The following is a 26,954-nucleotide window of genomic DNA, read 5'->3' on the forward strand; positions in this document are numbered from 1 at the left end:
ATCTATACTTTCGCACAAAATGACCAAAAAGATAAACTCCATGTACAACCTGAGTTTAGGCAATACTACCCCGTTTTCTTGCTTCTTTGTTGGAAATCCCGACATTTTTGATCCCAGCTTTAATCATTTGTCGTTCTAAAAGGGCAAAGAACCGGGTTCTATCACCACCCCTGACTACAGCCTGATTATGCGCTTCGGCGATCGCCACAGGATAACCATACCCCTTATGTACCTGTGCCAACATTAGCCCTAGTGCTTGATCAAACATGATGGAATTTTCTGCAACCCAAGCAGGAACTTCAATCCGGGCAATTTCCGTCCCGACATGGACGTAACAAAAATAAATAATTTGCTCGTCATACAATTCTAAAATTCGGGCATTACTCCGCCATAATGGTCCTCTTTGTCCAGGTTGAAGTTGGGTGGTCATGATGGTTGTATCGCGCAAAGTATCAAATTTTTTGCAAGGTACGTATTCTAGTTGATTGGGACAATGGGCAATACAATCGGGGACAGGATGAGGACAAGCTAAAAAGCGTAAAAAGTTGGTGGCTTCGGTGCTACGAGAGGCACTAAGATAACCCATGAGGGGGATTTGGGCTTGTTGGAGTTTTTGCCAAGCTTCTAAAACCGGAGGTAAAATCATATCCCTGGCATCCATCGGTAACTGATCTAAAAACCAGTATATTAACGAACCATCTATCATTGCTAAGACTGGGGCTTCTGTCCTGGTACTACAAGCCAGTTCCGCTAATACTGTAGCCTCAGAGGCTGTGCGCCGATAACCCATCCATTCATCTGTTCTAATGCCCCACTGACGCGATATATATAAATCTTCAGGGCGATAAAATACCTCCGGTAAACTATCGAGAACTGGGTGAAGATCTTGACCATAGTGTAAAACAACTCTGCCGATATTCAGTAAATAACAATACGCAATTTCGTGATGATTGGGGGCAATTTGCGAACCATCTGTAGAAATAACAGTATGAACTTTGGGGGGAACAGGAATAGTAATACAGGTTTCGAGAGGTTCAATGGGTGTAGCATTCGCAAAAATAATCCGATTTCGCCATTCTTCTTGACGTTTAACTAACTCCTCTTGACACTCAAAGGCCTTTTTTAAATATTCTTGTGCTAACTCTAACCGCTGATGACTTGCAGCCACTTCTGAAGTTAAATGTTGACTGAAACCTTGCATTTGTCTCGATATTTTTGTTAAATCAAGCATATTAGTTGAGTCTATTTGTGTTGATGTAAGTAAATGCCATATAATTAATAACTGTATGCTAATAATTGGAAAAATAGCGTCATGAAAAAATGGAAATTAACAATTACAACTCTTATATTAGGAACTATATTATATAGTCCAAAGGTGAGCGCTAAGAATTTGGCAAATATTTCCGATTTTAGAATAAAATCAGCACTGTTAGCACAATCTGATCTGAAAGAGGCTATAGTATATTTTCATCAGGGAATTAACCGTCATACATTTGGAGACATAAAAGGGGCTATTGAAGAATATAATAAGGCTTTACGGTTACATCCTAATTTTCCTGAAGTTTACTATAAACGAGGAATATCTCGCTATAAGTTGGGAGATTTAAAAGGGGCGATTGCAGATTATAACAAAGCAATCAGTCTTAATGCTAACTATCCTGGTATCTACAATCATCGAGGATTTACTCGTCATGATTTGGGAGATTTAAAAGGTGCGATCGCAGATTTCAATCAAGCATTACTTCTTAATCCTAATTTTCCTGAAGCTTACCAAAATCGAGGTATTACTCGCAATGCCTTGGGTGATAAACAGGGAGCAATTACTGATTTGACAACAGCAGCTAACTTATTTAAAGAACAAAAAAGAATTTCTAATTATCAAGAGGTAATTGATTTAATTCAAAAGATTAAGATCCCCGACTTCTTAAAGAAGTCGGGGATCTAGGTTTACTCGATTTACAACCAGGTGGAAAAATCGTGAGCAAAATGGGAAAGTGATATTAGCTGAATACGTGGATCATTTTTGCCAGCTTCCCTTTCCGGTTGAGTGTTATAACCCCAATCTGCTAAGAAAAGTTTGACATGATCTAAGTCTGATTGTTGTTTAACTAACTGTAAAGTTTTCAGTCTATCTTCAACAAACCATAAACTTACATTTTGGATATTTGCTTTCTTGATTAATTCACGCAAAGTTTCATATTTTGGGCGTTTTACTTCCTTCCCAAAAATATTTTCTGGTGGTAAATTAACTCCTTCTTGTTGTAATAATTCCTTGACAAATCGCCCTTCTTTGGTAGTGACAATATATAACTGTCTTTCACTTTTAAGAGTTATTTTGAGTCTTTCTATCACACCTGGATAGAATCTATGGAGACTTAACCAACCATTTAAATCTGTCTGAATCCATTCATCTCGTAAATGATCCAATTTTGTCGAAACTGCTTTTGCTTCTAGGTTATCTGCTGCTAAAATTTGGGGAGTGATGTTTGTCCATGATTGGAGAATTTGATCATCAGAAAAACCCTCAATTAAGGCTTTGATTAAAACGGGCATTTCCCAACCAGTTTCAATTACAGGACGTAAACGATAAAATCTTAAAGCTAAATCATCTGGTGGTGTATCGTTAATCGGCGACCAAATTTGACAGTAGGTACGCCACGCTACCTCAAAATACTCAATTAGTCCATCGCAAACCACTCCATCAAAGTCTAAAGCCAAAATCGTGGGACTATTTGCTGTCATTGTTCTGAGGTTAAAAACTGCTTTTGTTAGCTTACCGCATCTTCATCTCTGGATATGTAGCGATTAATCTATGAAATAGGGAATAAAAAATAAAGTTTTTTTAAGGTTTTTTCGGTATTTTTATGGAAATAGGGGAAAATATTGATGTATTAATAGTATCAATTGACTCAAACCGAGTCAGACCATCAGATATTAAGGTGTAAATAGGAGCATCAAAACCATGCAAATCAAGCTGATTTCCGAAAATAAACTGACAGAGGAGCAGGAAGAACAGGTTTTTACCCTGCCGGTAGCTATCGGACGAGATATAACTCAACTTCCTGCCGTCCTCAATGGTGAAACGGTGTCTCCTGTAGTTTTATTGGACTCTAATAAGCAAATTTCTCGGTTTCATGCTCAAATTACCTTAGACAACAATGAGCTTTATGTAGAAGACAAGAGCGCCAATGGGACTCAAGTTAACGGTCAAAAGCTACTTAATCAACGTCGGACTTTAAACAGTGGGGATAGACTGGGAATAGGTAATCATACCATTACCGTTATTCTCATTCGATCTGAGGATGAGAATGCTACCGTTGTATTGGAAAATAATTCCACAATTTTTAACCCCCAATCTGAGATTATTCCCGTATCTAGGGTGGGGAAATTACCAGATTCTCAATCATCCATCATTTTTAACCCTTATACGGATGCTTTAGAACAGCAAACTCCCGACGCTGTACCTAGTCAACCTGCGGGTTTTCCCTATAATCTCAACTTTTGGAATGGAGAAAAGGTTTCCCCGGAAGCTATTCGTCGCAGTGGTATTTTAGTCAGAGAAACAGAATATGTGGCCTGCGGGGGAGGAATGGGCAGTTTTGTTTGGGTGGATATGTTGAGAATTGCGGGGGTTAAACCGGAAAATATTAAAGTTTTGAGTATTCAAGACAAACCTTATAAGCGCTATGAAAGCCTACTGAAAAATTGTCAAATTCCCCGACATAAACGGATTCGTTCTGGTTCAGATTCCTGTCCTGATAATATTTGGGGATGGCCAGGATATGCTTTAAGAGATACTTGGAAATCCTTTTTTTCTGGACAAGTTGGTGCAGCTTTAGGATTTTTGTGGCAAGTTTTTGCCGAACCTGTTTATGCAGATACTTACACCCCTCGTGGAAAAGATGTATTTGAGTCCATGGACCGGGAAGGGGAGCGCATTGGTTGGGGTAAAATGTTAGAATATGGCAGTATTCGTAGTCTACGACAAACAGAAGATGGGCGTTATTGTATTGCCTATTCTACTTCCAACCAAGAAGACGGAAATCACCAATTTTTATTAGCTAAATATGTCCATCTCTGCACAGGTTATCCAGCAATTAAATTACTAGAAGACCTAGAACAATATCGTCAACAATATCCCGAAGAAACAGGAAATAAGAGAACTGTAGTTCAAGGTTATGAACCCCATGATCATATTTACCAACAATTAGAAAAAAAGGGCGGTACTATTGTCCTTCGAGGGTCGGGAATTGTCGCCTCACAAATATTAGAAAGGTTGTATGAAGCCCGAAAAATGCAAGGGAATATTCAGGTAATTCATTTAAACCGAGAACCGCGCAAAGGTAATCAATTTGAGCAAGCTAAACGCTATGTAGAAAATGATTGGGAATTTCAACCTTTTAACTGGCCAAAAGGAACTTGGGGCGGTGATATGCGGACAATGTTAGAAGCCGCTGACCCGTTAAGACGACGGGAATTATTACAGGGTTGGGGGGGAACAACCACAGCCAGTCGTAAAAAATGGCGCGACATTATTCGTCAAGGAATAGCCCAGAAATGGTATGAAATTCGTTATGGTGTAGTCACAAAACTAGAACGTAATTCCCAAGGTCAAGTTATTACTCATGTAGTCACTAACAAAGGTCAAAAAACCCTAACTGCTGATTTTGTTATTGACTGTACAGGATTGATTTCCAATCCTTTAGAAAGTCCATTTTTAAAAGACCTAATACTGCATTACGATTTAGAACTAAACCCACAAGGACGTTTTCATGTAGAAAACAACTTTGAAATCAAAAAACTGCGAAATAATCGTTCTCGCATATATGGGGCAGGAATTATCACATTAGGCGGTCCCTACGCCCCCGTAGACACATTTTTAGGACTACAATATGCTGCCCATCGTTCTATGGAAGCATTGGCGGCTGCAAAGGCTCCAGGAGTCCGCTATATTCAGGGAATTTATTCCCTTTGGCAATGGCTAAAATGGGCATTGAATCAAAAACCTTAATTGCTTTCAAAAACCTTAATTTACATTATTTCTAACAACATTTCTAACAACATTATGACTCCAACTTTATTCGGACGTTGGCAAACGCGAATTTTTTTGTTAGCAACGGTGGGAATGTTAGTTTCTCTGCTTTTCTATGGGGGATATTTAGGCATTGCCTCCAACTTAGTTTACTTTTGGGTTGTGTTTTATGTAGGTTTATTTGGCATTGCTTGGGATGTTTTGTATGATTTTCTGCAAAAATATCTGTGGGACCATGACTGGCCTGGAGTATTTCAACTTTATGCAGGAGTTATAGAAGGGGTATTTCTGGCTTTAATAATTGCCAATATCGGTTTACCGCATATTCCTAAAAGTGAATTTGATTTAATCAGATTTATTCAACATTATGGTTTAGTTTGGTTAGCAATTTATTTATCTGCTTGGGTAGTCATGCGGTTATTATTTCCCCGGTGGCGTTTTCGCGGTGGAGAATGGATTGGCAAATGGCCGAGAATTTCTTAGGGATTTATTCTTCCCACTTTTCCATAATTCCATTTAACATCTGTTCAAAAAATTCCCTCTTGAGGAAACTGGAATTTACCCCCCTTAGTCCCCCCTTGCAAAGGCTACGGTGTACACACAAGTCTTCTAGAGTTGCCCCACAACGTTTAGATCCCCCCAACCCCCCTTAAAAAGGGGGGCTAAATTCTTCAAAGTCCCCCTTTTTAAGGGGGATTTAGGGGGATCGGATAACGTTTAGCATCCTGTCTAGAGATGTGTGTACACCGTAGCTTGTAAAGAAACCGGAATTTACCCCCCTTAGTCCCCCCTTGTAAAGGGGGGAAACCGGAAAAATTAGTTCCCTCCCCTTTGCAAGGGGAGGGTTAGGGTGGGGTAAGAACCTGATATTGTCCTAAAACAAATAAACATTTTTATGAATCACCAGAACTTTCTCGCTTTCATTACTTCCTCAATATTCATGGTGGGATTAACTTTAGGTTGTCGTTCTCATGCAACCACTACAACCGTTATTCCCAGCCTTCAACCCGCTGCCAATGGTAATTTTGCTCCAAATGCTATTCAAGGGCAGAATACCCCGTTAAAGCTGGCTGCTAAGGTGTTTAATGTCCAAGACTCTTTTGTTTTAAAAGGTTTTGATGCTGTAGCCTATTTTCAACAAGGAAAACCGATTCCGGGTAATGCTAATTTCACCTATAAATGGCAGAATGTAAATTGGCGATTTTCCACAGCCGAAAACCGCAACTTATTTATTAAAAATCCTGAAAAATACGCTCCTCAATATGGAGGATTTTGTGCTTGGGCTGTCAGTAGAGGATATACTGCACCTATTGACCCTAATGCCTGGAAAATTGTCAACGGTAAGTTGTACTTAAATGTTAATTTGGACACTCAAAAACGCTGGGAAAAAGACATTCCTGGAAATATTCAAAAAGCTGATCAAAATTGGCCTGGTATAGCCAAAAAAATTCGCCGTTAATGAGCATTAGTCCTACTTTAGATCCCCGACTTCTTAAAGAAGTCGGGGATCTGGCAGGCTAACAGGTAATGAAATCCCCAAAGCCTAATAAATCGGTTGTTTATTTTTTGATAAGAAATACTTGTAATCTTGTGTAACGCTTATGGGTTATAGTCTAGAGAAGAGAAAAGAGTACCCCCTCCCCCCCCCCGCCAAAGTACCCTGTACCCCCTCCCCTCCCATCACCCCCCAACTGTTCCCCCTACCCCACCAACTCCCCCATCCCGGCAGGTGTCCCGGTAGTGCATTTGTACTAAAGGTGTAACTATCGTAACTGAGCCATTCATTATTTTGTCTCCAACCAACGCGGGAGCCTAACTTCTGCAAAGTATCCCAGTCGGGTTCTCCATCTAATTTACCACCCAAGTCCAGCCAAATTTGCTTTTGTACAGAAAAGCCCAACTTGCCATTACTATATTTTACCCATAATTGATCCATTTTTCGCAATTCCTGTCTGGGAAAATTTTTCACATCTTCAAGTCTTAACCATCCTTCCTGTTCTCGTTTAGTTAACTTTTTCATCAATGCCCAAGTTTCTAAATCTGCTTCTCGCCATTTTCCTGCTTTTAATAATGCTTCTAACTTTTGAAATATAACAGGTGTAGGTTCATTTGTAGGACTAGGATTATTAGGAGGGGTATTAGCTAATGTGACAGGTTTAGATTCAGTTCTAGGACTAGGATTATTACGAGGGGTATTAGCTTGGGTATTATTTTGAATATTATTTTGAATATTACTAATTAAATTGGGGAATTTTTCCGTTGGTATTCCCTGAACTCCTACAATTTCAGTTCTTTGAACACCTTGAATTATAATAGATTGGGTTTCTGCCTTACCGTGAATAGCAATTAGAAGACCTTCTTCATTTAATACTGGACCTCCACTCATCCCCGGTAAAGCTGATCCATTATAGGATAATTCATACCCTTCTTGATTTTGACTCCTGCCTGTTATATCGGCTCGTATAAAACGATAATTACGCGGTTGATTTGTGGTTTCAGCCGGAAACCCTGCATAATATACGGTAGCTCCCTCTTTAACTGTCCGAGAATCAGCAATTTTAGCAAGGGGATAATTTTGAGAACTGGTAAATCTGACTAGGGCTAAATCTAATTTTCCCACAATTTGAGCTTTGTTTTCCATCTGGTATTTTTGCCCATCATGGGTGATAAGCTCATAAATACCATATCCCGCTTTTTTAACCACATGATTGGCTGTTAGCACAGTGTAGGTATTACCATTTTTGGCAATAATTACTCCTGAACCCTTACCATCTAATCCTCCAATCATGACGGTAATTGGTTTAGCGATATCATTAACTTCCACAGGAGTTAATGCAGATACGGGTTGGTATTGTACTAAAGCTAGGGTTGTTGTCCCTAGAATTACTCCTAATCCCTGGGAAAATTTCATAGTCCTTTGTCTGTTATAATACTATTTTTTATATACTATTTTTTATAATACCCTTTCTTGCTACCTCATGCAAAGATGTAAGGTTTTAAAAGCTTGATTTAGATTTAGACAGCCAGACAGCCAGGGAATAAATTCCCTGTCTGAAAGCTCAAGTCGGTTAAAACCGACTGGGGATTTGATTAGACATCTCCGGTAATTAAATGTGCGTGGTTTGAAACCCTTGTAGAGACGTTCTATAGAACGTCTCTACATTCATTTTCACCAGAGGTCTATGTCTATTGGGGTTCGCTCAATAGTAATGCACCATGATCAAGGATTATGGGTAAAATGAGATTCATTTAGGTAGAGTGTGTTAGCGACAGCGTAACGCATCATTATCAATGATTCTTATCATCTGAATATATCTAATAAGTTATTCAAATCATTTTTCAGCAAAAAAGCACAAGTACCCTATATTCTCAATAATCTTGAGAATTTTATCAATAAGCTGACGAAAAAAGTTAATTTCAGGGCTTGAAATTCTCAACTATTTTTTGTACAATTTTTTTAGATAAAATCTGCTTGGGCTTTTTTTAGGAAAAAGACTTACAGCATATTTAAACTTGTTGATATATTCTATTTTTTGTCCCCCGCAAAATTACAAGCATCAGGAATTGCCTTTGGCAAATAACAATTGCTTGACTGTTTCTAAGGGAATACCCCAACTATATTGACTTATTTGTTCTCGCTGTGCGTCCGTTGGGTAAGAACCATCTTCAAAAACATAAGGATCACCCCAAATTGGGTTAGCATGAAGTCCATTAATTCCCACTAATTCCCCCGCGCCATTCAATAGGGGTCCTCCACTCATCCCTTTTTCTACGTCATTGGTAGAGCCAATTCGGTATCCTCCCTCTAGGGCTTTATCTAGCACCAGTTGAATTTTACCGGGTTTAATCACAAACCTCCCGGATTTGCTTTGGCTATTTTTGAGGGGAAAACCTGCGGACATTACCCAAGCTCCAATGACAGCTTGTTGATTTGATTTGGTAGCAATCCTGTATTCTGAGTCAGCTACAAATTCTAATAAGGCTAAATCTAAATCATTTCCCCTCAGTTGTTTTTTCCGCACCACAGAGTTAGCACGGTAAATTTTTCCGTCGGGAGTTTGAATAGAATAGGGAGCTTCACCGGCTTGTAAAACGTGATTATTGGTAATTACTCCATAGGTTGAGGTTAATTTATCTTGATAAAATAGTACACCAGAACCTAATGAGCGATCGCGGTTTTCTCTAGGGCTACTCAGAATCTTAACTGTAATTAAACGGGCTTCTTGTTCAAGTTGAATTTGTTCCTGTCCAGACCACAAATTAACCATTGAAAAGGGGGGTTTTGGAACTGACGACACTGGAGTTGCCAAAGGCAAAACAGAACCAGCTAGTGCAAAAACAGCGACCATTCCTATCCGCCAACTCATGATTTTCCCCCCATCATCTCAAATTTACCAGATCGGCTCACTTTTACCGTTGATCACCTGATCAATGTCAACGCTGGCAGTGCCATCACGGTTGATTGTTGGTTTAATGTGTCCTTCTTGGTCGCCACTGAGGTAAACAGCTTCCCCACTTGCGGCAACACGGGTATTCAATAGTTGTTCAAGGACTTGCTTAGGGTCACGATCCTTTGTCATGGTCAGTAAAACATTTTTCTTATCACAAGCTCTCTGATTAGTTCCTAAACCACAGATAACATATTGACCGTTAACTGTTCCCGTTTTCAGGATTTTCAGTTCACCTTTATTTTGCAGTTTCTGGAAACGATCTGATACCTCTTGACAACGTTTTTGAGGTGTCCATGTACCACTAATCTGACTTGTGTTTGTCCACACAATTAAGGCTACACTACCTCTGGTTGGGTGACGAACCACGGTTACTGGATAGTTATCACTTAAACCACAGGTAAATTGGCGGCTTTGAGCTTGGCTGGGCTGATTACTAGCTAAAGTAACACTCAAGGCTAAAGCCAGACCAGTTAAGGGTGCTGATAGGTTATTTTTCATAACTAAAGCCATAAGAAATCAGGTTATTAAGAGGGTTACAAAAAGCTGATTATTTGAGTCAATCCTATGTTAATATAACTAGTGTCTAAATGTCAATTGAGAAGGTATATTACCCCGCTGGATCTCAGAGGATATTTGAAAAGTTTTTAATGTATAAATAGGCTTGCTGATAGCGAAACGTGGCCTTAGCCGTACTCCTGATAGCGAAGCGTGGCGTTAGCCATACTTCTAGCCCCTTTTTAAACACCCTCTCATAAGACCTCACGGTAAGTGGGAAACGAGCGCGTCTTTAGACCAGGGAGGGAAGCGGCGCGAGCGGTTTTAACCGCTGTGGTATTTTCTGTATTATCCGTGATGCGGATCTTCAATATATTTCCTCACCGATTCACTACTAACATTTCCCGCAGTGCTTACAAAATAGCTACTTGTCCAAAGAGACGGTAGTTTTTTTAATTGGGGAAATTCTTTTCTCAAGTAGAAACTAGAACGCCCTTTAAATGCCTTGATAACTAAATGTGGGGTATCTGTAGGCTTAACGCTAATAAATAAATGGATATGGTCTGGGGCTACTTCTAAGGCTAAAATATCCCAACCTTTTTCTATAGCTAGTTCAGCAAAAATCTGTCTTATCCTTGTTGCTATATCCCCTGTTAAAACTTTTTTCCGGCGCTTGGGTATCCAGACAAAGTGGTAGTTAACCAAGAATTTAATGTAGTTATGGGTTTTGTAGTCTTCTTGCGTTAACATATTTTTGTGTTGTTTTCTCTATATCTATTGACAATCCTAGTTTAATCAATTATTATTGAGAAGTCAACTTTCATTACATCAAAAATTGGTGGTAAAAAATAAAAAGTCAATGGGAGTGCAACAAGTTTTGTTATCTCCTGATGATGAAACTAAGGCAGTATTAGAATATCTTTGTCAGCAGTCGGGGAAACTCTATAACAGTGGTGTTTATTTCGCTCGACAAACATTTTTTAAAACCGGAAAACTTTTAACGGGTAAATTTGATTTAGCCTACGAACCTTCAGTTTCTAAAACTATGGTTGCTCAATCAGTGCCATCTACCCCAGCACAACAAACTTTATTGTCTGTAATTGAGGCTTTTAAATCTTTCAAAGGATTACGCTCTTTGTTCCTTAACGGACAATTACATTTTAAACCGAAAGCTCCCGGCTATCTAACAGGTTCTAAACTTTTCAAAGTTGCCTATCCTAATAGCGGTGGACAAAAACCAACTCTAATTAATGGACAACTTAGATTTTCGTTAGGACTAACTGTAAAAAGATGGTTTGGAATTTCTGAATTTTTCCTACCAATGCCGTCAAATATAGACATTGCAAAGGTTAAAGAGTTTACTATCCTACCTAAAAACGGTGCTTTTTATTTAGAAATATCTTATGAGGTTGAGAAACAACACCACGTCTTAGACATCAATCAAGCTCTGTCTATTGACCTGGGAACGGCTGATAATCTAGCGGCTTGTGTTGATACATTGGGTAATTCCCTATTGATTGATGCCCGTGCAATGAAGTCAATGAATCAACTTTGGAATAAGAAAGTATCAACACGAAAAGAAGGGAAATCAGAAGCTTATTGGGATAATTGGTTAGACAAAGTAACTCGTAAACGTAACCATCAAATGCGTGACGGCATTAATAAAGCTGCAAAACTAATTATTGACCATTGCTTAAAATACGGCATTGGTACATTGGTTATTGGTTGGAATGAAGGCTTTAAATCTAACGCTAACATGGGGAGAATTAATAATCAAAAGTTTGTCCAAATGCCGTTAGGTAAACTCAAGGATAGGTTAAAACAATTATGCGATTTGCACGGTATTAGATTTCAAGAAACCGAAGAGGCGTATACATCCAAAGCTAGTTTTCTAGATGGAGACTCCCTACCTAAGTTTGGTGTTAGCGAAGCGGGGCGAAGCCCAAAACCAGACGGGTGGAAAGCATCTGGAAGACGGATTGAGCGTGGTTTGTACAAGTCGGGTAATGGTTCAATGATCAATGCAGATTTGAACGGCGCAGCTAATATTCTGCGAAAAGTAGCCAGCAATCTAAGCTTAGACTTGGGCTTACTGGGTAGACGGTGTTTGACTACCGTAGCGAGAATTAGACTTTGGGCGTTACCTAAGTTTACTCTGTCCGCAGAATCTCAGTCCCTTTAGGGCTGAGAGTGTCAAAGACCAATAGGCTCTATATGAAAAGACCTCATCATGGTTTGTTCTACATCCTTGAGAAAGGGATCATAGAGTTTTTCTTCTGCTCGGTAAGTCAGAATATAAACTTTTGAATCACTAATAGTCCAAACTTCCATGGACTTAAACCTGAAGTTATGAATTTGATCTTGACCTGTATACACTATTTTATATCCCTCTCGATCATCTAGTTTTTTCGATTGTTGTTCGAGAATTTGGACGTTTCTAACGGATTTTTTAATTTGTTCGATAGCAGCCTGATTATACTCTGATAAAGTCTGAGATTTTTGTATATCTTCGATACGGATAAATAGCCCTACTTCGAGATTCAGACTAGAAGTATTAGGGAATATTTTGGCAATAGTTCCCCCGGTTAACGGACTATATTCTTGTTTTTCAGCCTTCCAATCTTGAGGATATTTGATCTCAATTCCAAATTGTTTATCTGTAAATAGTTTACCAGGAATGGTTTTAATACTTCCTTGGGAGTTTTGAATTTGATAGCGATACAAAGTTATGAAAACCCCAGCAGCGGTCAAAATAATTGCTGTTATCAATAAAACTTTAATAAATTGAGGTTGGGGAGGAGGGATAATTATTGTCTTATCATCATTATTTGTACGCGGACTCAATCCCGGTGGTTTATCATCAGGTTTATTCAGAGCTTCCATTACTTCCCGTGCTGACTGGAATCTATAATAAGGATCTTCTTGGAGCATACGCCTTAGTATCTTACCCAAATGTTCACTAATATGGGGATATTTTTGCCAATTCCAAAGATTATTAACGTCACGGGAATCGTCTGGAAATTCACCTGTTAATAATTGCACACAAGAAGCAGCTAAAGCATATAAATCACTGGAATAATCAACTTTTTCCTTTTTGATTTGTTCTGGGGGAGCATAGGAAATAGTTCCAAATACTATAGATTTTTCTGTGGTGGAAATATCACCTTTAATTACTTGTTTAACTGCTCCAAAGTCAATTAAATAGAATTTGTCATCTTCTGCATTGGAGCGCACAATATTACTAGGTTTAATATCCCGGTGAATAACATTGTGATTATGGATAAAGTCCAAACCAGGTAAAATATTATTTAATAGAGTCAAAACTTTTGCTTCTGAAAAACGTCCTTGTTGTTCCAGTTCTTTACTTAGATCTTCACCTTCGATATATTGTTGAACTAAATAATTAAACTCTTGTGGAGTATTTAATTGAGGGTCAGTTACAGTTAAGGAAAAATAATCATACAAGCAAGGAATGTTACCGCTTCTATCCCCTAAATCTTCTAGAACCTGAGCCTCTCTTTCAAAGGCTTTTTTAATCCCTGCAACTATTTCAGAAGAATAATGATTATCAATTCGTAATCGCTTGATCACACAGTGTCGCTGAGTAAGCGTATCTAAATCAATAGCTAAAAAAGTGTCCCCAAAACTCCCTCCTCCTAAAGGCCTGAGAAGTTGGTATCTTCCTTTGTTTCCAGCTAAAATCGGGAGTTGTCCTTGAATCTCATTCATTTTCTTTCACCTGGGTTGCTGCACCTTAATCTGACACCTCAAGAATTATAATAGCGGTACTTGTGAACACTTTTCCAGTTTAGTAATCAAATTACCGATTTAATAATTTTATCTCCTATTCCCACTAGGGATCAAAATCCCATGTCGAGGACTAAACAACAAAGCCAACGTAAACAAACCCGAAACAACTAACACAATCGCCGGACCAGAAGGTAAATTATAAAAGTAACTGAGATACATTCCACTAATACTAGAAATTACCCCAATTACCGCCCCTAAAATCATTACTTCATGTAAACGTTTCACCAATAAATAAGCAGTTGCGCCTGGGGTAATTAAAAGTGATAATACTAAAATTACTCCCACAGCTTTCATGCTGGCAACAATAGTTAAAGCAATTAACAACATTAAACCAAAGTTTAAGCGATTGACTGGTAAACCAGCAGCTTGTGCGCCCAAAGGATCAAATGTGTAAAATAACAGTTCTTTATATAATAAGAAAACTACCATTAAAACAATAGCTGCAATAATAGCTGTATCTCTGACTTCATCAACAGTCACCCCTAAAATATTACCAAAAAGAAAGTGATTCAAATCAATTTTATTATCCTTTTGAATGACTGTAATTAAAGTAACTCCCAGAGCAAAAAAAGCAGAAAAAACTATGCCCATAGCAGCATCTTCTTTAATGGGAGATCGGGTTTTAATTACCGCTATGGCCATTGTACTTAAAACACCAGCAATAAATGCTCCGACAAAGATATTAGCACCAATCATGAAGGCTATAGCCAGTCCTGGTAAGACTGAATGGCTAATAGCATCTCCCAGTAATGCGAGGCGTTGTACCATTAAATAACTACCGACAATGGCACACAATAAGCCTACTAATATGGCGATGATTAAGGAACGCTGCATGAAGCCATATTGCAACGGTTCTATTAGTGCTTGAAGCATAGATGAAAATGAACCACGAAGGAGCGATAGCGAAGCGTCTCGTTAGAGATAGTAAGCGAAGGAAGAGAGGAAGAAAATACCAATTTTATGTGATGCTGCACAGAATTATAAAACACGACGATTCAGTTAAGCCTAAAAATCTTTTTTAAAACGAACCACAGAGGCACAGAGGACACAGAGACAAGAGAAGAACAAATTCTTAACTGAACTGTATTGAATTATAAAATCAATTAATTCATCCGCGTTTATCTGCGTTTATCTGCGTTCAATTATTCTTGATTTTTTATTCTATGCACCTTCATTTTAATTTGGTATTAGCCGTTATTATGCTGCGTCGGAAAAGTACATAACTTTGCCACTATAAGCACGATATAAGTTTTCTTCTGTTAAGACTTGTTGGCGTGAACCTGTGGCGATCAATTCGCAATTTAGTAAGATTAAATCATCAAAATGGGTGATTGATTCACCTAAATCATGATTAACTACTAGGACGATTTTATTGTTTTTTGCTAGTTCTTGAAAGACTTCAAAAATGATAGCTTGGGTTTTTTGATCTATCCCTACAAATGGTTCATCAAAACAGAAAATTTCTGCTTCTTGAGTTAACGCCCTGGCTAAAAATACCCGTTGTTGTTGTCCTCCTGAAAGTTCACCAATGGGACGATTTTTTAATTCTTCTATTCCCACTCGTTCTAATGCTTGTTTGGCGATTTGGCGGCTAATTGTGGAAAAACTCCGTAACCATCCTGTTTTTTTGACACGCCCCATCATCACTACATCCCACACGGTTGCGGGATAATTCCAGTCAATTTGGCTACGTTGTGGTATGTATGCAACTTTCTCTAGTTGCTGCATTAAAGGCTGATTTTTGTATAAAACTTGACCACTACTCATGGGAACTAATCCCAAAATGGCTTTCATTAATGTACTTTTACCCGCCCCATTTGGTCCAAAAATGCCTGTGATTCTTCCCGGCTTAATTGTGCAATTAACGTCTCTCAATGCTTCTTGTGTGCGGTAATATACGCCTATGTTAGTGATGTTAATTGCTGTTGAGGAATTCATGTCAATGGATTTAATAACTTGTGTAGGTATATCTACTTGATTTTTGGGAGATAGGCTAAATTTTCGGTAAAAAGAAACGTTTTGCATAACCCTAGTTAAAATACTTATTTTTTGAGTTTACTATAAAAATGAGAGAAATATGAAAATATATATAATTAGAAGTAATCACTGAGATAAATGAAACTAATGTTTAATACAATGTATGACTTATTACTGAAACCCCTCTCCAAACCTCTCCCCTGTGAGGAGAGAGGCTTTTATTCTTACTCCCCTTCCCTGCGAGGGAAGGGGTTGGGGGTTAGGTTCTCTTTACTTAATCCCCTTTGTCTAGGAATTTTCCTATCTTTGGCTTTAATGGGTTGTACTCCCAACTCCCAACCCCAGGGAAATACTCAGCCACAGGTTGTAGCAACAAGTACCATTATTGCTGATTTAGCTGAAGAAATTGGCAAAGAAGAAGTACAAATTACGGGAATTCTCAAACCAGGTGCGGACCCTCATGTTTACGAACCTGTACCCGCAGATAGTCGAGTTTTGGAAAAAGCTAACTTGATTTTGTATAACGGTTACAATTTAGAACCGGGACTTATTAAGTTAATGAATGCGACTGGAGGGAAAGCGAAAAAAATAGCTGTGGGAGAAGTTGTTAAATCTTTGAAATTAGATAAAGGTAAAGGGCAAATTATCCCAGATCCTCATGTTTGGGGCAGTGCAGAAAATGTTATCTCTATGGTGAAAGCAATTCGAGATAGTTTAATTGAATTGTCACCAGAAGATCAAGAAAAATTTACTCAAAATGCCGAAAGGCTAACTGATGAATTACAACAATTACATCTTTGGATCATTCAAGAAATTCAAACTATTCCCGCAGATAAAAGGAAACTCATCACTACCCATGATGCTTTTCAATATTACGGAAATGCTTATAAAATAGCGATCGCTGGAACTTTAATTGGCATTAGTACGGAGGAACAACCCAGCGCTCAAACTGTAAAAAAGTTAGTTGAATCAGTTAAAAAAATAGGTGTTCCCGCTATTTTTGCCGAAACGACAATTAACCCAGCTTTAATTAAAACAGTAGCCGAAGAAGCCGGAGTAAAATTAGCACCAACTCCACTTTTTTCTGATTCTATTGGGGCAAAGGGTAGTAATGGTGATACTTATATAAAAATGATGGCAGCAAATACCCGCGCTATTGTTGAAGCATTGGGGGGAAAATATACGCCATTTCCATTAAAGAGTCAAAAATAAGGATCAGATCCCCGACTTCTTAGAGAAGTCGGGGATCTGATTGATTAATTAACAAACTTGTTCACGAGTTGCTTCTGTGTCTATGGGTTTAATCAGAAATAGCTTGAACATATACCAAAAAATCATTAGAGTTAAGGGAATTTTTTGGATGAATTTCGCAATTTTCCAATCATTGATTTGATTGAGATCAATTATTTTCTGATTATAGACAGCACATTGTTCCAAATACCAGAAAAAGTAAGGGTGATTGGTATTTAAAATAATTGGAAATGCTTTAGCTGCGGTTTTGTTAGTTTCTTCAACTACTTGAGTATTGTATTGACGAGGATGAATCCCTAATATTTCATAGAAATTCCCTCTTTCAAATACTGTCATAGTGTGGGTAGCAAACACAGTTATCAAGAAAAACCGCACCCATAAGCGAGATCTCCAATTATTCCATAATTGGGGTTGAGAACGTAACAAAGCTTTGAAAAAATCACCATGTCTATTCTCATCTTGACACCAGCTTTCAAACTTCCGAAATAGGGGATAAAACTGGTATTCGGGATTTTTTTCCATGTGACGAAATACTAAAATATAACGCCAATAACCTATTTTTTCTGATAGGTAAACTGTGTAAATAACCCACTCAATTGGGAAAAATGTATAGGTACGATTTTTAGTGAGATAACTCAAGTCAAGAGAAAGGTTAAAATCTGCCATTGACTTATTCAGAAATCCCGCATGACGGGCTTCATCTCGCGCTAAATAAGCAAATGCTTCTGATAGTAAAGCGTTACTGTCTTTAAGACGACGAGATAATTCTTTAAACAGTAAAAACCCGGAAAATTCTGAAGTACAAGAACGTTCTAAAAAGTCAATGAAAGCAAGTCGTTTTTCACCAACAATGTGATCCCAACCTTGCTTAAATTCATCATCGCGCACAAAGTGATGACGGTTATAATCAGCCTTGAGTTCGTCAATTACAGACCTTAATTCCGTTTCATACCCAGAAATATCCATTTTTGCCACTGTGTCAAAATCAGTGGTATAAAAACGGGGTGTTAATAATGTTTCTTGAACTGGTGCTTTTACACCTGATTTCGATAAATCAAGTGGGGGTTTATCGAACGATTTAACCATAAGTAGTCCCTTTACCATTGTCTGCCTTAAAATTATATAAGCATAAATATTTGTTATTAGTCATCAGTTAAATTATTGAAAATAATTCTTACAAAAATACTGAATTATCTTTAATTCTCCCATAGTTTAAATACCTATTTACTGAACAAATGTATTTATGAAACCATAAATAAATATGAATACTCTTATAGTTATACAAAGAATAATAGTTAAATGATTTCAGGAGCAGTAAAACTAGCCGAAATCTGCATCGGTAGTAATTTGTGCTGGAGAAATTATTCTCAAAACCCTATTCCCATAGAATAGCAATTTTTCTGTGATGATAACGACGGTGAACTGATAAACAAGTCGTTGAAATTTGCAAACCCTGACACGTAAAGAAGAAGGAACTAAGAATGAGTAATGATTTGGCAATGAAACTGCGTGTAGGAACTCAACAAGCACATACAGATTCAGAAAATCTGGGTTTCATGAAATGTTTTGTCAAAGGAGTTGTAGATAGAGATTGTTTTATTCAGTTGTTGAGGAATTTCTATTTTGTTTACAGTGAACTAGAAACAGCAATTGAGAAACATAAACAGCATCCTGTCATTAATTTGATTTATTTTCCCGAACTAAATCGCCAATCTTCCCTAGAACAAGATATGTTATTTTACTATGGGAATCAATGGCAGAAACGCATCACCCCTTCACCCGCTGCTCAAGCTTATATTGCGCGTATTCAACAAATTTCTACTCATGAACCTGCACTATTGTTAGCTCATTCCTATACTCGTTATTTGGGTGATCTTTCTGGTGGGCAAATGCTACAAAAAATTGCTCAGTCAGCCTTAAAACTGTCTGGACATGAAGGAACATCATTTTACAACTTTCAGCAAATTCCAGACAAGCAGGCTTTCAAAGGAAAGTATCGTCAAGCATTAGATAAACTATCTATTGACGATAAAACCACTGACAAAATTGTGGCAGAAGCTAACCATGCTTTCAAGCTAAATATGCAGATACTTAAAGAGTTGGAAAGTATTTTAATCCAAGCCCTGGGTAGAGCTACTTACAACGAATTAACTTGAGTCTCTGCATCATTTACAAAAATATAATTCATCACCCAATTAATTTTGACAATGATGAATTATATAAAAATCCTAAACAAGATGCAAACATCTATTTATTCTCTTCCTCTGTGTTCTCTGTGCCTCTGTGGTTCGTTAAAAATAATACTAACCACAAACGAATAGGATAAAAATATTCTATTTGCTAATAGCTAAATCCTCAATTACAACATTAAATTGGGAAAATTAATTGTGATTATTCCCAACTAGTAAGGGCGAAGAATTCGGATTGAGAATTAATGGTTTTAGCGATAGTTTATCGGCCGAATGCTGATGCTTCCAGCACGCTCCGCGAACGCCCCTACAAGGACATATACCCACATTTATTGGAGGCTGTAATGGTTTTTCTATTACCTGGTGTTAAGTTTGATTTTGATCTAATTCAAAAGTATGATACTCGCGCTCCTCGATATACGAGTTATCCCCCAGCAACGGAATTAAGTGAAAATTTCACTGCAAGAGATTTCCAATCTGCAATTACCGCTTCCAATCAAAGACAAACACCTCTATCCCTATATTTCCATATTCCTTTTTGCCAAAGCGCTTGTTATTTCTGCGGTTGCAATACCGTGATTACCAATAACAAGAAAATGGCTATTCCATATCTAGAACATTTGGAACAGGAAATCAAAAATACCTCAGCTTTAATTGACAAAGATAGAAAAGTCCTTCAGATTCATTGGGGTGGAGGTACACCGAATTATTTAGAACTTGATCAAGTAGAATTTCTATGGAAAAATATTACCCGTAATTTCCAAATTGCTTCAGATGCAGAAGTATCCATTGAAATTAATCCCCGCTATGTGACTAGAGACTATATCTTATTTTTGCGAGATATTGGCTTTAATCGCATTAGTTTTGGGATTCAAGATTTTAACCCAGAAGTACAAAAAGCGGTGAATCGGATTCAACCAGAAGCACTACTTTTTGATGTGATGAGTTGGATTAAGGAGGCTAAATTTGATAGTGTCAATGTAGATTTAATTTATGGTCTACCTTATCAAACTCTTGACACTTTTAGAGAAACATTACACAAAACAATGGCATTGGATGCTGATAGAATTGTCGTGTTTAATTTTGCCTATGTTCCTTGGATTAAACCTGTACAAAAAATGATTCCCCAAGCCGCATTACCGGGAGCAGAAGAAAAGTTAGATATTCTCAAAATGACGATTGAGGAATTAACTAATAATGAGTATCTGTTTATTGGGATGGATCATTTTGCTAAAAATAACAATGAATTAGCGATCGCTCAACGTCATGGTACACTAAAACGTAATTTCCAAGGTTATACTACCCACGCGGAAACGGAATTGTTTGGTTTCGGTGCCACATCTATTAGTATGTTAGAAGATGCCTATGCTCAAAACCACAAGGAATTAAAGGATTATTACAAAGCAGTTGCCGCAGGTGTAATTCCTACCAGTAAAGGCATTAAACTCACTCAAGATGACATTATTAGACGGGATGTAATTATGTCAATAATGTCTCACTTTCAGTTAAATAAGTCAGAGATTGAGCAGAAATATCATATCAATTTTGATAAATATTTTGGCTATGAACTCAAAGAATTAGCACCACTACAAGCGGATGGATTAGTAAATGTATTAGCAGACGAAATCCATATTACTGATATTGGTAGATTGCTAGTTAGAAATATTGCAGTTGTTTTCGATACTCATACAAGAACTAGAGAGACAAAATTCTCTCGTTCTATTTAATTAGCATTGGTATGTAGTGATGATTTATGAACAGAACAAAACTACATACCTTTTGATTTATACAGTTTATGTCATTAGGTAGAAATAAATAATATTAAGCTTTGATAAATTTGACATAACCTAAGTCAATTGTTTGAGGCAATCAATGAATATTATTACTTGGATAATTTTGGGACTATTAGCTGGTGTAATTGCCAAATCAATCTATCCTGGTTATCAAGGTGGGGGGATGATATCCACCATGATCTTAGGTATTGTTGGTGCTTTTATCGGTGGTAGTTTATTTACTCTTCTCCGCACAGGGACTTTACAACTGACATCGGCATCTTTAAGTATTCCTGGGGTAATAGTGGCAGTTCTTGGGGCAATTATTGCCATTTATTTGTGGGGATTATTCCAAAGAGGCAGCAGGGCATAACTTACTAATAGTTAGCTATTGATATAGCATTAATTAAAGTCATTTTCATTAATTTACGTAGGTTGGGTTGACGCAAGGAAACCCAACACTGTTACATTATCAAAACTTTGGTTGGGTTGCGATGCAGCTTAACCCAACCTACATTTTAAATTGTTTCTGGGTCAATATTTAGTTCTCGCAACTTTGCTGCTAAACGTTCTGCGGTTTCTTCAGGGGTAAAAACTAGCTTTCCTTCTGGTGTAAAATACCGTAATAAACCCTCATAAATTCCCAAATATAAACCTAGCTGACGACTCCATAAATGTCCTTTTTCATTTGAAAAGGAGAATTATTTGTCTCAGATGTAGTTCTGTTTCCACGGGAGGTTCATTACTATATAAATCACTGGGAGGAAAAATTATATCTTGAGAGATGTTTTCTTGACATTCTAATTCTTGAGTAATCATCATAATATGATACCAAGTAGTTATTTGTTGATTATAGCATTAATTTTTATCATCAGGATTTAGAGGATTTAAAGATTAACAAGATGTTCTATTTATTCATCCTGAACATCCTCAAATCCTGGACATCCTGATTCTGACAATTTCCAAAATTTCCTAACCATCAAAAATCATTCATCCTGAACATCCTCAAATCCTGGACATCCTGATTCTGACAATTTCATTTTTCTACAGACTTCGCTATTACCCCTAATTGTAAACCTAGAGGAAAACTCCCTTCTTCCTTGATGCGTTTAATTTCCGCAGCAGTAATTGGCAAATTTAACCTTTGTGCTAATGCTTGGACAATATCCCCTCTATCAATGACACCAGCAACAGCATCCGCAGGAGAAAGAACAGTAATCTGAGGTAATTGTTCAGTTTCTAATTTCTTAATTACCTCTGCTAAAGAAGTAGATTCAACAACAGTAGGAATTGTATTTAGGGGATGAACAATAGTTTGTAAAGTTTGGGTTTCCCATTCACTTCTTTGGGTAGTTCGCAAATCATTAATATTAACTAAACCGCGATAACGACCATCAGCTGCCGCAAAATAAACTTCTGGTGTAGTTGTTTCTAAAAGATAAGAATCAGCAAATTCTCGCAATGTTTGATTAGCATCAACTACCCGAAAATTACGAGTCATACCATCAGATACTACTAACTTTAGTAAAGTTTCTTGTAATGTAGTTACCCGGTCATAACTGTTAGCATTCCGAACCGCAAACCAACCGATCAAAACAATCCATAAACCCGTGATAAATTCTCTGGTGAAGAAATCAATGGCAAATCCCAAAGCGATCGCACTATAACCTAAAATTTGTCCGGCTTTTGCTGCCCAGTGTACAGCTTTAAAGCGATCGCCTGTAATTTTCCACAAAGCCGCTTTTAACACCTGTCCCCCGTCCAAAGGTAAACCAGGAATTAAATTAAATAAAGCCACAACTAAGTTAATTCTTGATAAATCTCCCATCATTTCATGCAAAGGATTACTATCAGGAATAACACTCGCACCCAGACGCAGTAGGAAAAATAGGATCACACTTACCGCAGGTCCAGCGATCGCTACTTGAAAAGCTTTACCAGGAGTTTTTGATTCCTCCTCGATGGCCGCAACTCCCCCAAACAAAAACAAAGTAATAGAATTCACCTTAATTCCTTGGGACTGTGCCACCAAGCTATGTCCCAACTCATGCAGTAGCACCGAAGCAAATAACAACAGTGCCATAATCAAACCAGCACTCCAACCCGCGACAGTCCCCCATTGTTGGTAAGCAAATCCAAAATTCAGGGTAGTTAACCCCAAAATTACAAACCATAAGGGGTCTAAAAATAAAGGAATGCCAAATAAAGAACCTATTTGCCAATTAGTTTGCATAACATCAATTTATCTAGTTTTTCAATACCTTCAACACAATCCTGAACCCTATTAATATCCTAACGATTTTATTGGTTTTGGGATCTATATTTGCACAGAATCATAAAATCCATTAATTCATCCGTCTTTATCTGCGTTTATCTGCGTTTATCTGCGGTCAATTATTCTGAGAATTTAATTCCTCAAAAACCAAAAATTGTGAAATAATTATTCAATCTTAAATAAAACAGACGAGTCAATATTTTCTAAGCTAAAAAAAGCTGAACAACTTCTAATTACTGCCATAGAATTACCAAATATTTGCGTCCAAAATCTTAATATAATAAAATACAAAGGTGTTTGCTGCGGTTCTTTTTCAGCTAGTCCTTAATTATGAGACAGATCAGTAAATCTAAAAAAAATGCTAATTGCTACCAATAGGATCAATAAAAATTTAACTGGAAAATATTTACTATTCAATTTTGATTTAAACTTAATTATGTCAACCAGCAAAGTGGTTAGGACATTAGCGGTAAGTAATTTGATTTTTACCTACCGCTGAATTTTTACTCTCTATAGCAAGAGAGGATGAAATCGAACTTACAAGCGACCAATATTAGTTAGTCCTAACACAATACCAATACCAATCACATGACCAAAAGCCATTGCCCCAATGAATCCTGGTACACTCACAGGTAATACAGGCATCCTTGGTCCGACTTTAGCAGATTTGAGTGCAAAAGTGAATAAAAGTACAACTGCGCTGCTGGCGCTGATAATGATACCGACTGTAGGACTCCACACTGGTGTAACAGGAACGGATGCTGCGGCTAATAAAACTGATAACATGAAAGTGTGTTCTCCTGATTGAAAAAATGAATATAATCCTACCGAATTATAAAATTACTAAGGACAAAGCAAAAGTTTTTAACTTGAATTAAGATACTTTTGTGATTATTTGTAACTTTTCAGATGAAAATTCGGGTTAAAATTTGCGGTATTACTCAACCAGAGCAGTCTCTAGCTATAACTTCCCTTGGTGCAACAGCGCTAGGATTTATCTGTGTTCCCAGTTCCCCTCGCTACGTTAGTATAGCTCAAATTCAGGCAGCTATCGCTCCAATTACCCCAAATATTGATAAGATCGGCGTTTTTGCTAACACCACTATTTCCGAAATTAGTCAAATAGTTAAAAAGTCTGGTTTAACTGGTGTCCAGCTACATGGAGACGAAACACCAGAATTTTGCCATCAATTACGTCAATCTTTATCCCAAGTAGAAATTATTAAAGCTATACGAGTCCGCAGTTTAGAGCATCTACAAACCACCACGCATTATATGGATTATGTAGATACCCTACTACTTGATGCCTACCATCCCCAACACCTAGGAGGAACAGGACAAACCCTAGATTGGCTAATGTTAAATCAGGAATTTAGCCCCTCTCTCCCTTGGTTCTTAGCCGGAGGACTCACACCAGATAATATTTTGACTGCTTTAAGTCAAATTAACCCCCATGGTATTGATTTATCCAGTGGTGTCGAACACTCACCAGGTAACAAAGATTTAGACAAAGTAGCTCTATTATTTCAAAATCTGGGGAATAGGTAATTGGTCAGTTGTCAGTAGGGGCGAAGCATTTGGAAGATAAATTATCGGTCATTGCCAAAAATAGTTCTCCAAATGCTTCGCCCGTACAGTTGTCAGTTGTCAGTTGAAAAAATCTGTTCCCTGTTCCCTGCTCCCCGTTCCCTGTTCCCTGTTCCCTCATTAAAAGAATGACGGTTGGTGACGAATCAAGCTGAAGAATTCTTCACGGGTTTTCTGTTCTTCCTGGAATACTCCTACCATTGAACTGGTAACTGTCCAAGAACCAGGTTTTTGCACTCCACGCATTACCATGCACATATGACTGGCTTCCATGACGACAGCAACACCTTTAGGTTCGAGAACGGTTTGCAGTGCCTCAGCAATTTGTCGAGTTAGTCTTTCTTGAACTTGCAATCGGCGAGAATACATTTCCACAATTCTTGCCAGTTTGCTTAATCCTACAACTTTTTGATTGGGAATATAAGCCACGTGCGCTCTACCCATAAATGGCAACATATGATGTTCGCATAAGCTAAAGAAGTTAATATCTCTAACTAACACCATTTCATCATGTCCTTCATCAAATATCGCACCATTGATGAGGTCTTCTAAAGATTGATTATAGCCACTGGTAAGAAACTTCATCGCCTTAGCTACGCGCTTGGGTGTTTTCAGAAGTCCTTCCCGTTCAGGATCTTCTCCTACTCCCACAATCATTGTTCGCACCGCTGCCATCATTTCATCCATGATTTCCTCAGATGGTGGATGTATTTGTGGTTCTTTGCCATTATGGGTATTGCGGTCTGGTCGGACATTGATAGCTTCTGCTAAATCAGGAATGAGAGGTGATTGGGAAGTGTTAGAACCGTTTGAACCAGCGATAGTCATGATTGAATTTTAGTAATTTGTCAGTTGTTCGTTGTCAGTTGTTAGTAGGGGCGAAGCATTTGGAAGATAAATTATCGGTCATTGCCAAAAATAGTTCTCCAAATGCTTCGCCCGTACAGTTGTCAGTTGTCAGTAGGGGCGAAGCATTTGGAAGATAAATTATCAGTCATTGCCAAAAAAAGTTCCCCAAATGCTTCGCCCGTACAGTTGTCAGTTGTTAGTAGGGGCGAAGCATTTGGAAGATAAATTATCAGTCATTGCCAAAAATAGTTCCCCAAATGCTTCGCCCGTACAGTTGTCAGTTGTTAGTAGGGGCGAAGCATTTGGAAGATAAATTATCGGTCATTGCCAAAAATAGTTCTGCAAATGCTTCGCCCGTACAGTTGTCAGTTGTTAGTAGGGGCGAAGCATTTGGAAGATAAATTATCGGTCATTGCCAAAAATAGTTCTGCAAATGCTTCGCCCGTACAGTTGTCAGTGGTAATTAAAGAGATAAATGATAAAATCACCAATTAGAGAACACCAGCATTGGACATAATCGTCAATTCTTGAATTACTGCTTCTTGTGGTAATAAGACAGTGTGCAGAATTGTTGTTGCCACAATTTCTGGAGTTAACATTTGGGAACGGTCAAAGTTGGCTTGGACTGTAGGTGTATCCCAAATTTCCGTATTCACAGAACCAGGACAAATGGCAATGACGCGAATGCCATTAGCACGTTCTTCTTGTGCGAGGGTTTGGGATAGGAAAAGAAGTCCTGCTTTGCTGACGCAGTAAGCGCCCCAACCCGGAAAAGCTTGTTTGCCAGCTATAGAGGCAATATTAATAATTGTGCCTTGGCCTTGTTGGCGCATTCCTGGCAAAATTCCCATCATGCACTGAAAGACACTGGTGAGATTTAAATTAATTACCTGTTGCCAGTCTTCTAAAGGTGTTTCACTCAGGTTGCCCGTATATCCAATCCCAGCGTTATTGATGAGAATATTTATGTTGCCAAATTCGTCAGCTATTCCTTGAATTTTGGATTTAACCTGGGTAACTTCAGCTAAGTCTACACAAAAGGCTTTGGCTTCTACTCCTAACTCCTGTGCAGCTTTAGCTACGGACTCTAGTTTATCCTGAGAACGGCTGACCAATGCTACATCTATCCCAGCCTTGGCAAATGCCAAAGCTGTTGCTTTGCCAATTCCGCTACTAGCACCAGTAATTAAGGCGCGTCTTTTTTGCTCAAAATTCATGATATTTTCCAACTTTTTGGCAATGCTGTCAGCCAACAGATGCTCATAA

The 26,954-nt window shown here is 38.0% G+C and carries 28 protein-coding genes and 1 pseudogene; 14 read left to right on the forward strand and 15 right to left on the reverse strand.

All coding sequences use genetic code 11. The annotated features are described in order from the left end of the window. Window positions 1-55: 55 nt before the first annotated feature. A complete protein-coding gene (locus ANA_RS05835; RefSeq protein ID WP_015079128.1) occupies window positions 56-1,231 on the reverse strand; it encodes a DNA double-strand break repair nuclease NurA in 1,176 nt (391 codons plus the stop codon). An 81-nt stretch (window positions 1,232-1,312) separates the two neighbouring features. Between ANA_RS05835 and ANA_RS05840 the strand changes: the two genes are divergently transcribed. Next, on the forward strand, window positions 1,313-1,945 hold the full coding sequence (locus ANA_RS05840) for a tetratricopeptide repeat protein (protein ID WP_015079129.1): 633 nt from the start codon (window positions 1,313-1,315) through the stop codon (window positions 1,943-1,945). 11 nt (window positions 1,946-1,956) lie between these two features. On the opposite strand, the gene ANA_RS05845 is transcribed toward ANA_RS05840, so the two are convergent. After that, a complete protein-coding gene (locus tag ANA_RS05845; protein ID WP_015079130.1) occupies window positions 1,957-2,742 on the reverse strand; it encodes an HAD family hydrolase in 786 nt (261 codons plus the stop codon). A gap of 220 nt (window positions 2,743-2,962) precedes the next feature. On the opposite strand from ANA_RS05845, the gene ANA_RS05850 reads away from it, so the two are divergent. The 3 genes from ANA_RS05850 (at window position 2,963) to ANA_RS05860 (ending at window position 6,491) form a co-directional block, all read left to right on the forward strand. Then, window positions 2,963-5,011: an FHA domain-containing protein gene (locus ANA_RS05850; RefSeq protein ID WP_015079131.1), complete on the forward strand. Its 2,049-nt coding sequence runs from the start codon at window positions 2,963-2,965 to the stop codon at window positions 5,009-5,011. A 54-nt stretch (window positions 5,012-5,065) separates the two neighbouring features. Beyond that, window positions 5,066-5,515, forward strand: a complete 450-nt coding sequence (locus ANA_RS05855) for a hypothetical protein (protein ID WP_015079132.1) — start codon at window positions 5,066-5,068, stop codon at window positions 5,513-5,515. A gap of 412 nt (window positions 5,516-5,927) precedes the next feature. Continuing rightward, window positions 5,928-6,491 carry a YHS domain-containing (seleno)protein gene (locus ANA_RS05860; protein ID WP_015079133.1) on the forward strand — a complete coding sequence of 188 codons (564 nt, stop codon included), beginning with the start codon at window positions 5,928-5,930 and terminating at the stop codon, window positions 6,489-6,491. A 147-nt stretch (window positions 6,492-6,638) separates the two neighbouring features. On the opposite strand, the gene ANA_RS23445 is transcribed toward ANA_RS05860, so the two are convergent. The 4 genes from ANA_RS23445 to tnpA all read right to left on the reverse strand — a co-directional run bounded on the left by ANA_RS23445 (window position 6,639) and on the right by tnpA (window position 10,728). Then, entirely contained in the window at window positions 6,639-7,943 is a 1,305-nt protein-coding gene (locus ANA_RS23445; RefSeq protein ID WP_015079134.1) for a GUN4 domain-containing protein, read from the reverse strand. Between the two features lie 646 nt (window positions 7,944-8,589). Continuing rightward, complete coding sequence (locus ANA_RS05870) at window positions 8,590-9,399, reverse strand: S1 family peptidase (protein ID WP_015079135.1); 810 nt, start codon at window positions 9,397-9,399, stop codon at window positions 8,590-8,592. A gap of 24 nt (window positions 9,400-9,423) precedes the next feature. Next, the gene (locus ANA_RS05875; RefSeq protein WP_235081960.1) at window positions 9,424-9,993 is read right to left on the reverse strand and encodes a COP23 domain-containing protein; all 570 of its coding nucleotides are present in this window, start codon (window positions 9,991-9,993) and stop codon (window positions 9,424-9,426) included. A gap of 333 nt (window positions 9,994-10,326) precedes the next feature. Then, window positions 10,327-10,728: an IS200/IS605-like element ISAsp6 family transposase gene (tnpA, locus tag ANA_RS05880; protein ID WP_015079137.1), complete on the reverse strand. Its 402-nt coding sequence runs from the start codon at window positions 10,726-10,728 to the stop codon at window positions 10,327-10,329. A gap of 109 nt (window positions 10,729-10,837) precedes the next feature. Here tnpA and ANA_RS05885 point away from each other — a divergent pair, with 109 nt between their 5' ends. Continuing rightward, window positions 10,838-12,160, forward strand: a complete 1,323-nt coding sequence (locus ANA_RS05885; RefSeq protein ID WP_015079138.1) for an RNA-guided endonuclease InsQ/TnpB family protein — start codon at window positions 10,838-10,840, stop codon at window positions 12,158-12,160. Between the two features lie 11 nt (window positions 12,161-12,171). On the opposite strand, the gene ANA_RS05890 is transcribed toward ANA_RS05885, so the two are convergent. The 3 genes from ANA_RS05890 to ANA_RS05900 all read right to left on the reverse strand — a co-directional run bounded on the left by ANA_RS05890 (window position 12,172) and on the right by ANA_RS05900 (window position 15,813). Next, entirely contained in the window at window positions 12,172-13,707 is a 1,536-nt protein-coding gene (locus ANA_RS05890; RefSeq protein ID WP_015079139.1) for a serine/threonine-protein kinase, read from the reverse strand. A gap of 108 nt (window positions 13,708-13,815) precedes the next feature. Then, entirely contained in the window at window positions 13,816-14,661 is an 846-nt protein-coding gene (locus tag ANA_RS05895; protein WP_015079140.1) for a metal ABC transporter permease, read from the reverse strand. A 324-nt stretch (window positions 14,662-14,985) separates the two neighbouring features. Next, window positions 14,986-15,813 (reverse strand): metal ABC transporter ATP-binding protein, encoded by an 828-nt coding sequence (locus tag ANA_RS05900; RefSeq protein WP_015079141.1) that lies wholly within the window; start codon window positions 15,811-15,813, stop codon window positions 14,986-14,988. A gap of 267 nt (window positions 15,814-16,080) precedes the next feature. Between ANA_RS05900 and ANA_RS05905 the strand changes: the two genes are divergently transcribed. Beyond that, window positions 16,081-16,977 carry a metal ABC transporter substrate-binding protein gene (locus tag ANA_RS05905; protein ID WP_235082016.1) on the forward strand — a complete coding sequence of 299 codons (897 nt, stop codon included), beginning with the start codon at window positions 16,081-16,083 and terminating at the stop codon, window positions 16,975-16,977. Window positions 16,978-17,025: 48 nt separating this feature from the next. Here ANA_RS05905 and acsF read toward each other — a convergent pair whose 3' ends face one another. Next, a complete protein-coding gene (gene acsF, locus ANA_RS05910; RefSeq protein ID WP_015079143.1) occupies window positions 17,026-18,102 on the reverse strand; it encodes a magnesium-protoporphyrin IX monomethyl ester (oxidative) cyclase in 1,077 nt (358 codons plus the stop codon). 395 nt (window positions 18,103-18,497) lie between these two features. Between acsF and ANA_RS05915 the strand changes: the two genes are divergently transcribed. The 3 genes from ANA_RS05915 to ANA_RS05925 all read left to right on the forward strand — a co-directional run bounded on the left by ANA_RS05915 (window position 18,498) and on the right by ANA_RS05925 (window position 21,350). Then, entirely contained in the window at window positions 18,498-19,172 is a 675-nt protein-coding gene (locus tag ANA_RS05915) for a biliverdin-producing heme oxygenase (RefSeq protein ID WP_015079144.1), read from the forward strand. 377 nt (window positions 19,173-19,549) lie between these two features. Next, window positions 19,550-20,932 (forward strand): oxygen-independent coproporphyrinogen III oxidase, encoded by a 1,383-nt coding sequence (hemN, locus tag ANA_RS05920; protein WP_015079145.1) that lies wholly within the window; start codon window positions 19,550-19,552, stop codon window positions 20,930-20,932. Window positions 20,933-21,077: 145 nt separating this feature from the next. Continuing rightward, window positions 21,078-21,350 (forward strand): GlsB/YeaQ/YmgE family stress response membrane protein, encoded by a 273-nt coding sequence (locus ANA_RS05925; RefSeq protein ID WP_015079146.1) that lies wholly within the window; start codon window positions 21,078-21,080, stop codon window positions 21,348-21,350. 145 nt (window positions 21,351-21,495) lie between these two features. On the opposite strand, the pseudogene ANA_RS24205 reads toward ANA_RS05925, so the two are convergent. The 3 genes and pseudogenes from ANA_RS24205 to psaK form a co-directional block, all read right to left on the reverse strand. Then, window positions 21,496-21,799: pseudogene (locus tag ANA_RS24205) on the reverse strand (hypothetical protein). A 214-nt stretch (window positions 21,800-22,013) separates the two neighbouring features. Further along, window positions 22,014-23,210 carry a site-2 protease family protein gene (locus ANA_RS05930; RefSeq protein WP_015079147.1) on the reverse strand — a complete coding sequence of 399 codons (1,197 nt, stop codon included), beginning with the start codon at window positions 23,208-23,210 and terminating at the stop codon, window positions 22,014-22,016. A gap of 579 nt (window positions 23,211-23,789) precedes the next feature. Further along, window positions 23,790-24,038 (reverse strand): photosystem I reaction center subunit PsaK, encoded by a 249-nt coding sequence (gene psaK, locus ANA_RS05935; protein ID WP_015079149.1) that lies wholly within the window; start codon window positions 24,036-24,038, stop codon window positions 23,790-23,792. A gap of 129 nt (window positions 24,039-24,167) precedes the next feature. Here psaK and ANA_RS05940 point away from each other — a divergent pair, with 129 nt between their 5' ends. Next, window positions 24,168-24,800, forward strand: coding sequence for a phosphoribosylanthranilate isomerase (locus ANA_RS05940; protein WP_041458277.1), 633 nt, complete (start codon window positions 24,168-24,170; stop codon window positions 24,798-24,800). Between the two features lie 159 nt (window positions 24,801-24,959). Here ANA_RS05940 and folE read toward each other — a convergent pair whose 3' ends face one another. Further along, the gene (gene folE, locus ANA_RS05945; RefSeq protein ID WP_015079151.1) at window positions 24,960-25,667 is read right to left on the reverse strand and encodes a GTP cyclohydrolase I FolE; all 708 of its coding nucleotides are present in this window, start codon (window positions 25,665-25,667) and stop codon (window positions 24,960-24,962) included. Window positions 25,668-25,669: 2 nt separating this feature from the next. Between folE and ANA_RS27410 the strand changes: the two genes are divergently transcribed. From ANA_RS27410 to ANA_RS27425, 4 genes are read left to right on the forward strand one after another with little or no spacing between them, the layout of a single operon-like run. Continuing rightward, entirely contained in the window at window positions 25,670-25,825 is a 156-nt protein-coding gene (locus ANA_RS27410) for a hypothetical protein (protein WP_235081961.1), read from the forward strand. Continuing rightward, window positions 25,770-25,913: a hypothetical protein gene (locus tag ANA_RS27415; protein ID WP_235081963.1), complete on the forward strand. Its 144-nt coding sequence runs from the start codon at window positions 25,770-25,772 to the stop codon at window positions 25,911-25,913. The genes ANA_RS27410 and ANA_RS27415 overlap by 56 nt, the downstream gene beginning before the upstream one ends. Before the next feature lie 32 nt (window positions 25,914-25,945). Further along, complete coding sequence (locus tag ANA_RS27420) at window positions 25,946-26,089, forward strand: hypothetical protein (RefSeq protein WP_168204385.1); 144 nt, start codon at window positions 25,946-25,948, stop codon at window positions 26,087-26,089. Continuing rightward, window positions 26,034-26,183, forward strand: a complete 150-nt coding sequence (locus ANA_RS27425) for a hypothetical protein (protein WP_235081964.1) — start codon at window positions 26,034-26,036, stop codon at window positions 26,181-26,183. The genes ANA_RS27420 and ANA_RS27425 overlap by 56 nt, the downstream gene beginning before the upstream one ends. On the opposite strand, the gene ANA_RS05950 is transcribed toward ANA_RS27425, so the two are convergent. Continuing rightward, the gene (locus ANA_RS05950) at window positions 26,180-26,905 is read right to left on the reverse strand and encodes an SDR family oxidoreductase (RefSeq protein ID WP_015079152.1); all 726 of its coding nucleotides are present in this window, start codon (window positions 26,903-26,905) and stop codon (window positions 26,180-26,182) included. The two genes, ANA_RS27425 and ANA_RS05950, sit on opposite strands and share 4 nt — an antisense overlap. Window positions 26,906-26,954: the final 49 nt, after the last annotated feature.

Source organism: Anabaena sp. 90 (genome assembly GCF_000312705.1).
In the GTDB taxonomy this organism is placed as follows: Bacteria; Cyanobacteriota; Cyanobacteriia; order Cyanobacteriales; family Nostocaceae; genus Dolichospermum; species Dolichospermum lemmermannii.